Annotated in this window: 14 protein-coding genes; 5 read left to right on the forward strand and 9 right to left on the reverse strand. The window is 64.7% G+C overall.

All coding sequences use genetic code 11. From position 1 onward, the window contains the following. Positions 1–41 precede the first annotated feature (41 nt). The 7 genes from P0Y64_08720 to P0Y64_08750 form a co-directional block, all read right to left on the reverse strand. The gene (locus P0Y64_08720; protein ID WEK44839.1) at positions 42–620 is read right to left on the reverse strand and encodes an NAD(P)H-dependent oxidoreductase; all 579 of its coding nucleotides are present in this window, start codon (positions 618–620) and stop codon (positions 42–44) included. A gap of 53 nt (positions 621–673) precedes the next feature. Beyond that, positions 674–1189 (reverse strand): MarR family winged helix-turn-helix transcriptional regulator, encoded by a 516-nt coding sequence (locus P0Y64_08725; GenBank protein ID WEK44840.1) that lies wholly within the window; start codon positions 1187–1189, stop codon positions 674–676. Positions 1190–1278: 89 nt separating this feature from the next. After that, complete coding sequence (locus P0Y64_08730; GenBank protein WEK44841.1) at positions 1279–2241, reverse strand: polysaccharide deacetylase family protein; 963 nt, start codon at positions 2239–2241, stop codon at positions 1279–1281. Positions 2242–2344: 103 nt separating this feature from the next. Continuing rightward, entirely contained in the window at positions 2345–3568 is a 1224-nt protein-coding gene (locus P0Y64_08735; GenBank protein ID WEK45017.1) for a dipeptidase, read from the reverse strand. Between the two features lie 116 nt (positions 3569–3684). After that, complete coding sequence (locus tag P0Y64_08740) at positions 3685–5319, reverse strand: long-chain-fatty-acid--CoA ligase (protein WEK44842.1); 1635 nt, start codon at positions 5317–5319, stop codon at positions 3685–3687. A 77-nt stretch (positions 5320–5396) separates the two neighbouring features. Next, a complete protein-coding gene (locus P0Y64_08745; GenBank protein WEK44843.1) occupies positions 5397–6077 on the reverse strand; it encodes an NnrU family protein in 681 nt (226 codons plus the stop codon). 26 nt (positions 6078–6103) lie between these two features. Beyond that, a complete protein-coding gene (locus P0Y64_08750) occupies positions 6104–7915 on the reverse strand; it encodes a peptide MFS transporter (protein WEK44844.1) in 1812 nt (603 codons plus the stop codon). Between the two features lie 280 nt (positions 7916–8195). Between P0Y64_08750 and P0Y64_08755 the strand changes: the two genes are divergently transcribed. From P0Y64_08755 to P0Y64_08765, 3 genes are all read left to right on the forward strand, one after another. After that, the gene (locus tag P0Y64_08755; protein ID WEK44845.1) at positions 8196–8774 is read left to right on the forward strand and encodes a nitroreductase; all 579 of its coding nucleotides are present in this window, start codon (positions 8196–8198) and stop codon (positions 8772–8774) included. A 37-nt stretch (positions 8775–8811) separates the two neighbouring features. Continuing rightward, positions 8812–9165, forward strand: coding sequence for a GntR family transcriptional regulator (locus tag P0Y64_08760; GenBank protein WEK44846.1), 354 nt, complete (start codon positions 8812–8814; stop codon positions 9163–9165). A gap of 239 nt (positions 9166–9404) precedes the next feature. Next, complete coding sequence (locus P0Y64_08765; protein WEK44847.1) at positions 9405–9758, forward strand: hypothetical protein; 354 nt, start codon at positions 9405–9407, stop codon at positions 9756–9758. Between the two features lie 152 nt (positions 9759–9910). Here the strand turns inward: P0Y64_08765 and P0Y64_08770 are convergent, their stop codons facing one another. Together P0Y64_08770 and P0Y64_08775 are read right to left on the reverse strand one after the other, a co-directional pair. Next, positions 9911–10687, reverse strand: coding sequence for an energy transducer TonB (locus P0Y64_08770; protein ID WEK44848.1), 777 nt, complete (start codon positions 10685–10687; stop codon positions 9911–9913). A gap of 23 nt (positions 10688–10710) precedes the next feature. Further along, positions 10711–12411, reverse strand: coding sequence for an acyl-CoA dehydrogenase (locus P0Y64_08775; GenBank protein ID WEK44849.1), 1701 nt, complete (start codon positions 12409–12411; stop codon positions 10711–10713). Between the two features lie 37 nt (positions 12412–12448). Between P0Y64_08775 and P0Y64_08780 the strand changes: the two genes are divergently transcribed. Beyond that, positions 12449–13366: an L-threonylcarbamoyladenylate synthase gene (locus P0Y64_08780; GenBank protein WEK44850.1), complete on the forward strand. Its 918-nt coding sequence runs from the start codon at positions 12449–12451 to the stop codon at positions 13364–13366. A 4-nt stretch (positions 13367–13370) separates the two neighbouring features. Then, positions 13371–13922: a GNAT family N-acetyltransferase gene (locus tag P0Y64_08785; protein WEK44851.1), complete on the forward strand. Its 552-nt coding sequence runs from the start codon at positions 13371–13373 to the stop codon at positions 13920–13922. Positions 13923–13940: the final 18 nt, after the last annotated feature.

Below are 13940 nucleotides of genomic sequence, written 5' to 3' on the forward strand. Positions count from 1 at the left end.
TAAGGTATATTCGACCGACGGCTAGCGCAACCCTGTCCGGATTATTGACGAAGGCGGCCGGCGACCTCCAGGACGCGCCCGATCAGGCCATCGAGGATCATGTTCGGCAGCGGCTCGGCCAGAGCCCCTTCGCTGGTGAAGGCGCGATCGGCGAACGGCACCGCGAGTTGTTCCGGCACGACGACCATCTGCACCGTGCCCAGAATCTGACGCAGATGGGCGAGCGCGCGCATCCCCCCGAACGGCCCGATCGACGCCGCCATGATCCCCGCGGTCTTGCCGCGGAACGCGGAGAGCGTGACCATCGTTTCGCCTTCGCTGGGGCGCGATGCCCAATCGATCGCGTTCTTGAGCAGGGTGGAGATCGAGCCATTATGCTCGGGCGTCGCGATCAGCACGGCATCGCACGCCGACAGCAATGCCTTCAGCCGTCGCGCGTCCGGCGGGCAATCTTGAAGTTCGAGGTCTTGCGAATAGACCGGCAGGTTGAAGGTGGAGAGGTCGATCACCTCGGCCTCGCCACCTGCCGCCCGGATGCGCGCCGTGGCCAGCGCCGCAAGCGCGCTGTTGTGCGATCCATTGCGCACGCTTCCTGAAATCACGGCTACCCGAACCGACATCGCCCACTCCTTAGTAAATTAACTACCTAAGAATGACGGCGATGGCGCTCCGGTCAAGCCTTTCCGTCGGGGTCGCTGTCGGGAAGGGGCGCTCCCACGCGCGTTTCCACCGTCAGATTGTCGATCACCTTGCGCAGCAGCAGGCGCAACGTCTCCACCTCCTCGTTGCTCATCCCTGCCGTCGCGGTCGCATGAACCTCGGCGTTGAGCGGGGTGAGCTTGGCCTCCAGCGATTTGGCGAAGGGGGTGAGGTGGATGTAGATCTTGCGCCGATCGATCTTGCTCTTCTCGCGGCGAATAAGCTTCGCCGCCTCCAGCCCTTTGAGCGCGACAACGGTGGTCGGCTCGCGCATGCCGACGCGTTCGCTCAATTCGCGTTGGGTGATGCCGTCCTCGACCCACAACTGTCTGAGGAAGCGCCATTGTCCAGCGGAGATCTCGTGCTGCAACGTATGGCGTTCCAGCAATCGCGAAAAATTGCGGAACACGATCCGCGTGAGATAGCCGATGCTATTCTCGGGGTTTTTGTAATATTCTGGCGGGTGGCGGGTGATCCGCTTTTCGGTCAAGGTGTGTACTCCGGGAAATAAGTCGTTATAGTGTAGATTAAGAGGTTCGAGCCTAACCGGCAACGTTCAATGGAACGTTTACGAAACAATTACTGATTTGCGTTGTTTTGTCGATCATTGTCAACGCGATCGTATTGCGCCTGAATTTCGGCGGGCGGGTCTTCGTCGCCTTCCTCGGGCAAAGTTTTGTGCAGAGTGATCGCCCAGCGTTCGAGCCAGGTGATCCCGTCCTTTTCGGCATAATCATCCCGCGTGCGATAGGCGCGATCGCGCATTGCCTGCTCCAGCGACACCGGGCGAAGATGAGCCGCGCGCAGAAGCTTCGCGAGGTCGTCCAGCGTATCCGCGTTGAGCCGGGTGCAATGGAGCAGCATGACATGCGCGATATCGCGGCCGAACAGCACCCGCGCGCTCGCCTGTGACCAGCGGATGCGGATCGCGGTGTAAGCGAGATAAGCTTTGCGGATGCTTTGCTGCCGCGCAACGTCATGGCGGGCGATCGCATCGTCGTAGGGTTCGGCGAACTCCCAGTCCTCCGCATCGATTGTAACCGGGGCGATGCGATAGCCGTGCGTGGCGAGCCAGCCGTCGATCTGATTGCGCACCGCCGCCGGATAGCCGGTTTCCAGATAGGGATGGCGGAACCACTGAAGCTTCAGCCCGCGTTCCTCCATCATCGGCCGCGTGATCTGCTCGCCGCGCGCGATGTCCGCGATGTAGCCCTCGGCACCCAGCTTATTCGGCGAATCGTGCGAGAAAGTGTGGTTGCCGAGCAGCATCCCCGCATCGAGCCAGCGCTTGAGATTGGTGATCTGATGCTCGGGCTGGAGATCGTTGATCTTGCTTTCGTTGACGAAGCCAATCGCGGGGAAATGGTGCTGCTTGAGCTTGCGCAGCAGTGTTGCGTTCAAATCATCGACATAGGCCTGATCGGGCAGGATGGAGAGTGCCGGCAGATCATCGAAGGTCAGTGCGACCGCGCCTCCGCGTGCGGCGGCCGGCCCGGCGCAGGCAAGCGCGACGAACGCCAGTGCCCCCGCAATATGTCGCAATCCGCCCCTTGTCGCCAACCCAGCCCCCTTTGCCTCGCCCCAGCTTAACCCGGCATACGGCAATGCTTGCCGACGGATACGGTTCCGTCGTCTTCAGCGTGGCCTAGCTGCCGGGTGAAGCGCTCATCGTTTTGGCGACCTGTTCCGCGCGCTCCATCACGCGCAACACATTGCCCCCGGCCAGCCCTGCCACCTCCGCGTCGGACCAGCCGCGGCGCATCATCTCGGCGAGCAGCGCGGGATAGGTCGAGACATCCTCCAGCCCGGTCGGTAACGGATGACCGACCCCGTCGAAGTCCGATCCTAGGCCGACGCTGCGCTTGCCCGCGAGGCGCGCGACATGATCGATATGGTCGGCGACCTCGCCGAGCGTGGCTCGTGGCTCGGGATGAGCCTTCAGCCATTCGGCATAAGCGGCAGCGGCGCGTTCGGGCTGGCCGATATACAGGCCGCGAAACGGCGGTGAGTTCAGCCGGGTCTTCTCCGCCGCCGCGTCGGCCGACCAGCGCCGGTTCTTGTCTGAAACATAACCCGGTGCAAAATCCACCATCACCACGCCGCCATTTGCGCCCACCAGCCGCAGCACAGCATCAGAAACGTTGCGCGGATGATCGTTGACCGCGCGCGCGCCCGAATGGGAAAAGATTACCGGCGCCTTTGTTTCGGCTAGCGCGGCGCGCATCGTATCCTCACTGACGTGCGACAGATCGACCAGCATCCCCAGACGGTTCAACTCGCGCACCACCGATTTGCCAAATGCGGTGAGCCCGTTGTGCTTCGGATTGTCGGTCGCCGAATCCGCCCAATCGATCGTGCGGGAATGGGTGAGCGTAAGATACCCCGCGCCCAATGCCGCATAGCTGCGCAGCACGGAGAGGTTGCCGTCGATCTGTCCGCCGCCCTCGACCCCCACCATCGAGGCGATCTTGCCGGCGGCATGGGCGCGGCGCACGTCGGCGGCGGTGCGCGCCAGCACGAACGTCTCTGGGTAACGCGCGACGATCGACTTCACGAGATCGATCTGTTCCAGCGTCAGCAATACCTGCTCCTTACCGGGCAGATCGGCGGGGACATAGACCGACCAGAACTGGCCGCCGACCATCCCCTTGCGCAGCCGAGCGATGTCCGTGTCATACGGCTCGCCGGAGACGTGCGAGAGATCACGCAGGTCGATCGTCCAGCGTTTGTCGCCCTCGCGATCGGCCAAGGCCTCCGGCCAGTCGTTATGCCCGTCGATCAGCGGGGTCGTGCGCAGGATACGCGCGACGCGCACGGCATAATCCTGCGCGAGCGCAGGAGAGGCGACGAGCGTAGCGCAAAGCGCGATGAGAAGCGGGGCGGCGACCTGGCGCCGCCAGCCCTGCCGGCGACGATCGCCGGTGGAGTGGTTCAACAACTTCCTCTCGCTCCTGTAATTATGGACCCCTCGACCGAATGCGACGGTCAGCGCGAAACCTCGAATGGCAATGCATAGCCAACCATCCGCTGGCGGATCAGCTTCTTGTCGATCTTGCCCGTCGCACCTAGCGGGATTTCGTCGACGAACAGCACGTCATCCGGCATCCACCAGCGCGCGATCTTGCCGTCGAGGAACGCGGTGAGATCCTCGCGGCAGGCCGTGGCGCCGGGCTTGAGCTGACACAGGAGGATCGGGCGCTCGTCCCATTTCGGATGCGTGACGCCGATCACCGCCGCGAGTGCGACCGCCGGATGCCCGATCGCAATATTCTCGATCTCGATCGAGCTGATCCATTCACCGCCGGATTTCACTACGTCCTTGGCGCGATCGGTGATCTGCATATAGCCTTTGTCGTCGATCGTCGAAACGTCGCCGGTGTCAAAGAAGCCTTCCTCGTCAAGCACATTGCCGCCATCGCCACCGAAATAGCCGGAGACGATCGTTGGTCCCTTGATCATCAGCCGGCCTGGCGTCTTCCCGTCGTGCGGCAGGCGATTGCCTTCATCGTCAGTCAGCTTGAGTTCCAGCCCGCAGAGCAGGCGGCCCTGCTTGGTGCCGTAATGCAATCGCTCGTCGGGGCTGAGATCAGCGACCTCTGCCGAAGGCGTCGAGATGGTGGCGAGGGGGGAGGTTTCCGTCATGCCCCAGCCTTGAATCACGTCGACGCCGTAATCGTCGCGGAACGTGCGGATCAGCATCTCCGGCAACGCGGATCCGCCGACCACCACGCGGCGCAATACGCCAAGCCCGCGCCCACTCTCCTTCAGATATTGCAGCACACCCTGCCAGATCGTCGGCACGGCGGAGGAGAAGGTGACACCTTCCGCCTCGATCAGATTGACGAGCGATTCGCCGTCCATCTTCTGCCCCGGCAGCACCATCTTCGCGCCGACGGCGGGCGCCGAATAGACCATGCCCCAGGCATTGGCATGATACATCGGCACGACCACCAACACCGTATCGCGCCCGGATAGCGCCAGCGCATCCGTCTGCAGCGTCATCAGCGCATGGATATAGTTCGAGCGGTGCCCATATAGCACGCCCTTGGGGTTGCCTGTCGTGCCTGAAGTGTAGCACAATCCGCAGGCCAGATTTTCGTCGAATCCGCCCCAGGTGTATTCGGCCGGCTCGCCTGCCGCCCATGCGTCGAACGCGGTGGCGGCATAATCGGTTTTGGGCAGAGCGGCCGCGTCACACAGGAAGATCACGCGCTCGATCGTCGGCGCAAGCGGAAGCAACTGGCCGACCAGCTCGGCGCAGGCAGGATCGGCGAACAGGATGCGATCGCCTGCATGATTGGCGATATAGGCGATCTGTTCGAGGAACAGGCGCGGATTGAGCGTGTGGAGCACCGCGCCCATGCCCGCCGCGCCATACCAGACGGCGAGGTGGCGGGCGGAGTTCCACCCCATCGTCGCCACGCGATCGCCGGGTCGGATGCCGGCGCGGGCGAGGCCATTCGATACCTGCTTGGCCAGCGTGTGGGTCGCGCCATAGTTGCTGCGGGTGACGATACCGTCTGCATCGCGCGAAACGATCTCGCGCCCACTATGCCATGCCGCCGCGTGATCGAGGAACTTGTCGACCGTAAGCGCGCCGTGCTGCATCAAACCGAGCATTCGTAACCTCTCCAACTCTATCTTCTGCCGACATAGGAAAACTTAGGTTCCTATGGAAGTCTATTCGCGCAGCGACGTCAGCTCAACCAATACCAGATACCGGCGTGCCACCCTGAAAGCGGGATATGCGCCCAGCTTGCGACCAGCCAGACAATTAGTCCACCGGCCAATGCGTGCATGCCGAATCCGCCGAGGCGAGCGCGGCCGTCGGCGATGGCGGCGAACGGCCAGTAACTCGTCCGTCGTTCCCATTCGCGCCAGAATTCTGGCTGGAGCGTCTCTTTCTTGCGATCCTGCAGCGCCGCGCCGACAAGCGCGAGCAGGATGATCGCCAGCGCGACGACGATGTTCGATGGCTCGGGATAGATCAGAATATGCGCCGCGCCCCAAAGCGCGAAAGCCCACATCATCGGATGGCGCGTGATCGCGAACACGCCGCGTGCATCGGGCACTATGTCCGTCTTCATTTCGGGCAATGCAGGGTTGCGGATCAGCGAGCCCATCAGCAGCACGCTCGCCACCAGCATGACGATGCTCGCTACCGCCCAGAGCGCACCGCCGACCGGCCATAGCAATGGCGCCACCGGCGAGGCGCGATAGGCGATCACGAGCCAGATCAGCGTCGCAAAGGCAACGACGCTGTAGAGGCCAAGGAAGCCACGGGCGCCGATCCGATTGGCGATCGGCGCCCGCAACGGGTGCGACAGCAGGAAATGCGTCCCTACGAAAGCGACCGCCGCCGCCACGACATCTTCCATCGCACCCTCTCCCTCATGGTTTGATTTTACTGCACGCCGTGCATCCACTTCTTGAGCGGCCACGACAGTACGAACAGCAGCGCCCCGAGCGCGATCGCCACCAGGGCGATCATCGTGAAGGTGTGCGTATAGGTATCCAGGCTCACCTTCAGGTTGGTAACCTGGCCGCCGATCGTTTCGACGCTGGCGAATTGCGCCACGACGCCCGCGACATATTGCGCGACGGAGATCGACAGGAACCACACGCCCATCATCAGCCCGACGACCCGCGCGATCGACAATTTGGTAATCATGCTCAGGCCCACCGGCGAGATGCACAATTCAGCGAGCGAGTGGATCACATAGAGCCCCGCGAGCCACCACAGCCCGACCTTGAAATCCGGCCCAGCGAAGGTGGATCCCCACACGAGGAACAGGAACCCCCCGCCGACGCCCATCAGCGCGATCGCGAACTTGATCGGGATGGAAGGCTCACGCCCGCGCCGGGCGAGCCAGCCCCACAGCGCGCTCATCACCGGGGCGAGCAACACGATCGAAATTGGGTTGAAGTTCTGCGTCTGAGGCGCGGAAAGCGTGAACAGGCCGAACACGCTGCGATCGGTGTTGCGGTCCGCGAACAGCGTGAGGCTCGATCCCGCCTGTTCGAACAATGTCCAGAACACGACGTTGAACACGATCAGCACCATCGCCGCGAGCATCATCTCGCCCTCTTTCCGGCTGCCCTTGACGAACGACCAGATCAGGATGGCGGGAACCGAGACGAGGAAGGTGCCGAACAGCAATTGGCCCATCAGGGGCAGCGTCATCAGATAGCCGATGAAGCCCGCGCCGGGCGCCGCCTTTTCGGTCGTCATCAGATTCATGAACAGCAGATAGAATAGCGGGACCGCGAGGATCGCGAGGAGGTAGATCAGCAACGCCGGATCGCGCCCCTTGAGCGGCGGCGGATTGCCATAAGCTTCGAGCCGCCCGCCGTGGAAGGTTATCATCAGGAAAGAGATCACCATCGCGACCCCGGCCAGCCCGAGACCGGCCGGCCAGCCGATCGTGTCGGCGAAGATCGCGCAGAGGAACTGGCCGAGGATCGAGCCGGTGTTGATCCCCATGTAGAAAATCGTGAAACCGGCATCGCGGCGGCGATCGCCCTGTGTGTAAAGCTCGCCGACCATGGTGGAGATGTTCGGCTTGAAGAAGCCATTGCCGACCGACACCAGCGACAAGGCGAGCAGCAGGATCGTGATGGTCAGCGGGTTGTGATCGGCCTGTTCGCTGAAGCTGCCGGCCGCGACGCGGCGGACCACGTGCCCATCGGCGGCGAGCAGAGACAGGCTGCCGTCGTCATTGCCGTGCATCACCAGTTTCTGCCCGTCATAGAGCAGGTGGCGCGCTTCCGCCGGGTCGCTGGTCGGCGCGTCGCGGAAATTCTCGACGACCACTTCATAACGCGTGCCGTCGATCACCTGATATGGCTTGGCCGGCGTTCCGCCGAACGCGAGCGTGAAATAGCCGATCGCCATCATCAGCGCCCCGAACCGCACCGCGCGCTTCGATCCGAGATATTGGTCCGCGAGCAGCCCGCCGACGAGCGGGGTCAGATAGACCAAAGCGGTATAGCCGCCATAGAGGCCGGCCGAGGCGCGATCGCCAAGCACGAAATGCTTGGTGAGATAGAGCATCAGGAGTGCCCGCATCCCGTAATAGCCGAACCGCTCCCACATCTCTGTGCCGAACAGCCAGAACAGCGGCTTGGGATGGCCGAACCAGGTGTTTCCGACAGCCGGATTGATGTGGGAGATATCCGGCTCGCGCGGCGTGTCCGCGGTCGGGGTGTCCACCATCTGCAGGTACTTTCTCTGAATATTTTGTTGCAGCGGAAACTACGTTGCAAATTCGATCAGCACAACGCCGCGATCACGCGGCGGACGCGTGCGCAGGGGAGCGTGTTTTTGTGTCGCGGGCGATCCGTAGAGAGATCATAATGCACTGGCGACGTGTCGTTTTTTGCACGAAATATTGCGGCGCTGGCTTTGGCATTTTCCACGCCGATCGATGAGGGTGGTGCGCCGCGCTAACGCGCGCGTTGTAAATGGGTGTGCGAGCCGGGTAGGGACGGCCGCGATGTTCAACGATCGCTCCACGCCGCTATCCCTTCTCGCCACCCGCCGGTCGGGCAAGCCGCGCGACCTCGCCGGGCCGGGCCCGAGCACCGCGCAGCTTGAGGAGATGTGTGCGCTCGCCGCGCGGACGCCGGATCACGGCAAGCTCGCGCCCTGGCGTTTCGTCATCGTCGGGGCAGAGCGCCGCGCCGCGCTCGCGCAGGTGATCGTCGATGCCTATCGCGCCGAGCGGCCCGAGGCGAAACGGATCGAGATCGAGGCGCTGGAGCAATTCGCCGCGCAGGCGCCTGCGCTGATCGTGGTGCTGTCGTCGCCGCGCGTCGACAGCAAGATCCCCTTGTGGGAACAGGAATTGTCGGCGGGCGCGGCGTGCATGAACCTGCTTCATGCCGCGCATGCGATGGGCTTCGCGGGTGGCTGGCTGACCGGCTGGGCTGCTTTTTCCGATAGCGTGCGCGATGCATTCGGCGCCGCGCCGGAGCGTATCGCCGGCTTCGTGTTCATCGGCACGCCCGGCAAGCCATTGGAGGAGCGCCCGCGCCCCGAAGCGGCCGCGGTAATCAGCCATTGGGGTGGTTAGGACTGGCTTTCTGCCTCATTTGCTGTATTAAGGCACCATGACAGCTTTGAGCAACGAGGACAGCCCGGTTTACATCCGTCTGCGCGCGACGATCGCCGCAGGGATATTGCGTGGAGACTTCCGCGCGGGCGACCAGCTTCCCTCGGTTCGCGCGCTCGCTGCCGAACATGGCGCCAACCCGCTGACCGTCGCCAAGGCTTATCAAAGCTTTCAGGACGATGACTATGTCGAGGTGCGGCGCGGGGTGGGGATGTTCGTCCTCCCCGGCGCGGCGGAGCGCCTGCGCCAGTCAGAGCGCGAGGCATTCGTGCAAAACCAATGGCCCCGCATCCGTGGCTATATCGAACTGCTCGGGCTCGATCTCACCGATCTGATGGCGGAGCGGGCGTAGCCGCGGGGTTCGCCCCGAATCACTGCCGTCCATTGCCGCTTCCCACTGCGCCTGAAAGCAGCCGTCGCCGCTGTTGCAAAAGGGGTTGCTTTCGCACGCACCCGTTTCGCAAGCTGATTGCCGTAGTCAGTGCCGGCTTCTAACGTCGCCATATGCGGCGATGGGGTAAATCGATCGGCGGAGTGTTGGCCGTCAGTGTTCTTTCGGGCTGTTCGGTTGGCCCGTCGCAAAGCTGCGCAGTGTCTCAGCGGCAAATCGCGCAATGCCTGCTAAATCATTCGGGCGGAGGGGAGCGGGCCGCGCTGCTGGTATGCGTGCCTTTCTCCCAGCCGCAGCGGATGAGCGGGGCATGGGTTCGCGGGTTTGAGCTGAACGCCTTTTTCGAAGGCGAGCGTGCATCGACCATGCACATCCTGACCGCGCGGCCGGGAACGGAATTGGAAACGGATCTGTCGCTGCCCAATGACAAAGCGACGCGCGTGCTTCAGATCGAGTTCACCGGACGCAAGCCGCGATGCGATTTCGCCCCGCCGTTGCACCTCATCATTGCGGATCGGATCATATCTTATTCGGTGAAGGCGGAATTGCGCTGAGCGTGTAATGTTGTGAGGGGGTTACCACTCACGCAGTCGGCTGGCCCGTTGCAGGATCAGCGGTTTGGTCGGCGCAAAAGGCCCTTGCGGCATGTCGGCTTTATGCATCGTTGTCCCCGAAAGCGCCCGACGACTTCCCGCCAATCCCAGCCTCACCTTCCCCGTCGGTCATCCTCATCCGGCGGCGTCGGATCGTGTTCGATCACCCATGTGTGGTTCTCGACAATCCATGCCCGCACCGGGCGCCCGCTGCCATCGCGCGCGGGGGAGAAGCGGAAGCGTTTCTGGATCAGGCCGCATGTAGTGTCGTCCAGCGCGGTGCTGCCGCTGGAGCGGGTAACGTCACACTCCGTTACCCGCCCGGTGGTGTCGACCAGATAGCGCACCGCCACGGTGCCGTTGACGCCAGCGCGCCCCGCGTCGGGCGGATAATCGGAATCCTTGAGCCGCCCGCTGCGCCAGCGCGGGCCGGTGCCGCCGTCGCCGTCTCCTCCACCGCCATAACCATTGCCCTGGCCGCCCGCGCCGGTGCCCGGGCCGGCCACATCGCTTGCGCCGGTTGTCGGCTGCGCGCCGATATAGGGTTTGGGCGCGGTGACCATCACCGGAGGGATCGGCAGCGGGATCACCGGAATGGGCGCGGCGACCGGGGTGGCCTGCGAGCGGAGATTGGGCGGCGAGGGGTTGCCCTTGGCGGCGGCGCTATGGCGCGGCGGCGGCGGGATGCGTTCGGGCGGCGGTGGAGGCGGATCAGGGATGACGCCGAACACCGCCATGCTGCGCTCGATCACATGCGGGATGCGTACCGTCAGCCCGGTCACCAGCACCCACACGAGCAGCATCTGCGCCGCCCCCGCCGCGAGCGCGGCGACGAGGCGGTAGCGGTTTTCCGGCGCGGCGATCGTCCAGTTCACCGCGCCATAACGCACGGATCGGCTGAACGACGCGTGAGTCAGACGACGAAGGCCTCCGCGTCGAGCTGGTAGAGCGCGCTAGCATCGGCCTCGGCGGCGGCGATCTGCCCGGCGGCTTCCGGCAGAATCTGCGCGAGATAGAATGCCGCGATCGCACGACGCGTGCGCCCCGGCGCATCGTCGGCGCTTTCGCGCGCGAGCCGCTCGACCAGCCAGCTGGCGGTGGCGATCGACAGCATGTTGAGGAACGGATAGCTCGCCGCCAGCCGGTCATCGGCATCGGCGGTCTGGAGCCGGCGCCCGACGCGTTCGCACGCATCGACCAGCGCGATCAGCCCCGCGTCCTTCGCTTCGGCACGGATATCGGCGATCAGGCTCGCGAAGGCGGCACCGTTGGACAGCGAGAGCTTGCGCCCCACCAGATCGGCCGCCTGGATGCCGTTGGTGCCTTCGTAGATCGGCGTGATCCGCGCCTCGCGAAAGAATTGCGACGCGCCGGTTTCCTCGATGAAGCCCATGCCGCCGTGAATCTGCACGCCGAGGCTCGCGACTTCGTTGCCGATATCGGTGGCATGCGCCTTGGCGAGCGGGGTCACCAGTTCCAGCCGATCCTTCGCCGCCGCGTCGCCGAGACCGGCGTAATCGACCTGACCGGCGGCGTAATAGACCAGGGCGCGTGCGGCGAGCGTCTGCGCCTTCATCCGCATCAGCATGCGGCGCACGTCAGGAAATTCGATGATCGCGGTGGGCTGGCCGTTCCGCGTGCCCTGAATGCGTTCGCGGGCATATTCGACCGCCTTCTGCGTCGCGCCTTCGGCCACCTGCACACCCTGCAGGCCCACGTTCAGGCGGGCATTGTTCATCATGGTGAACATCGCGCGCATCCCGGCATGTTCGGCGCCGATCAGATGGCCGATGCAATCGTCGTGATCGCCGAACGAGAGGACGCAGGTGGGCGAGGCGTGCAGCCCCATTTTATGCTCGATCGAGACGACGCGCACGTCGTTGAACTCGCCCGGATTGCCATCCGCATCGAGCCGGTATTTCGGCACGAGGAACAGCGAGATGCCACGCGTTCCCGCCGGTGCATCCGGGGTACGGGCAAGCACGAGATGGACGATATTTTCCGCCATGTCGTGATCGCCGAACGAGATGAAGATCTTCGTGCCCTTGATCGACCAGCTGCCGTCGCCGCGCGGCTTCGCCATCGTCTTGAGCGCGCCCACGTCGCTGCCAGCCTGCGGCTCGGTGAGGTTCATCGTGCCGGTCCACTCGCCCGTCGTGAGGCGCGGGAGATAGGCGGCTTGCTGCTCGGGCGTACCATGATGCGCCAGTGCCTCGATCGCGCCGACGGTCAGGATCGGGCAAAGCGCGAAGCCCATATTGGCGGTGCCGAGCGTTTCCAGCACCGCGGTCTGGATCGTGAAGGGCAGCCCCTGCCCACCGAACGCTTCCGGTGCGCCGATCGTGCCCCAGCCGCCCTCGACAAAGGCGCGATACGCTTGCTGATAGCCCGCCGGCATCACCACGCCTTCAGGCGTCCATTTCGCGCCGACCGTATCGCCGGCGCGGGCGAGCGGCGCCCATTCGCCGGCAGCGAACTGGCCGATCCCCTCAAGCACCGCATCGATCACGTCATCGGATGCCGCAGCGAAGCGATCGGTCGCGGCAAGCTCACCAAGTCGGACGACATGGTCGAGGATGAAGCGTTGTTCGGTGGTCGGGGCAGTGAAGGGCATTTCTATCTCCTTGCGCGCGCCGCTATAGCCCCACGGGATGACAGCTCAACACCCCGGTTTGAGACGCTACGGCAAGGCGGCGATCGCGGAAGCGGCGGCGGAGATCGCGCGCGGCGGAATCGTCGCGGTGCCGACCGAGACGGTTTACGGCCTCGCCGCCGATGCGACGGATTCGCGCGCGGTGGCGCAAATCTATGCCGCGAAGGGGCGGCCGAGCTTCAACCCGTTGATCGTTCACGTCCCCGATCTCGCGGCGGCGGAGCGGATCGCGATATTCGACGATGCGGCGCGCGCGCTGGCCGCGCGGTGGTGGCCTGGGCCGCTGACTTTGGTGCTGCCGGCGCGGCCAGACGCGGGGATCGCCGCACTCGTCACCGCGGGGCTGGGCACGATCGCGCTGCGTGTGCCGGCACATCGCGCGATGCGTGCGCTGCTGGAGGCGACGGGCAAGCCGCTCGCGGCGCCCTCCGCCAACGCCAGCAACGGGATCAGCCCGACCCGCGCAGAGCACGTCGCGGCGAGCCTCGGCACGCGTGTGCCGTTGATCGTCGATGACGGTGCGTGCGCGGCTGGGCTCGAATCGACCATCGTGATGCAAGGCCGCATCCTGCGGCCCGGCCCGATTTCCAGCGAGGAATTGGGCATGCCGCTGGCTGAAGCCGGGGGAAAGGTAACCGCGCCGGGCCAGCTCGCGACGCATTATGCGCCGGCCAAGCCGTTGCGGCTCGATGCGACGGCGGCACGAGATGGGGAGTGGTTGATCGGTTTCGGCGCGGTTGCGGGCGATGATACGCTATCGGCGTCGGGCGATCCGGTGGAGGCAGCCGCGCGGCTGTTCGATGCGCTCCACCGTGCCGATGCGAGCGACCGCGCGGCAATCGCGATCGCGCCGGTGCCTGCTGCCGGGATCGGGGCGGCGATCAACGACCGCTTGCGCCGCGCGGCGCATCGCTGAGGGAATGTCGATGAGTTTCACGATCCGCACCGCGACCGAGGCCGATCTGCCGGCATTGCGCGAGTTGATGGCGCTGGCGATCGACACGTTGCAACAGGGTTTTCTGTCGCCCGAACAGGTTATCGCGAGCCGCGCGGTGATGGGGCTGGACACGCAATTGATCGCCGACCGCACCTATTTCGTGGTCGAGGAGGATGGTGCGCTGGCCGGCTGCGGTGGATGGAGCCGCCGCGCGACGCTGTATGGCGGGGATCATAGCGTCTCGCTGCGCCGGCCTGAATTGCTCGATCCGGCGCGTGACGCGGCGCGGGTGAGGGCGATGTACACCCACCCCGATTTCGCACGGCGTGGCGTCGGGCGGCTGATCCTCGATCATTGCGAGCGCGTGGCGGCGGGCGAGGGGTTCGGCGCGGTTGAGCTGATGGGCACGATGAGCGGGCAACCGCTTTATACCGCCTGCGGCTATCGCCCGATCGAGGCGGTGACCGACGATGTGGGCGGCGTGCCCGTGCCGCTCGTCAGGATGCGCAAGGAATTGGGGGCGGCCGAGGTTTAACCCGGCCGGCCCCGTTCG

The organism is Candidatus Sphingomonas colombiensis (assembly GCA_029202845.1).
GTDB lineage: Bacteria > Pseudomonadota > Alphaproteobacteria > Sphingomonadales > Sphingomonadaceae > Sphingomonas > Sphingomonas colombiensis.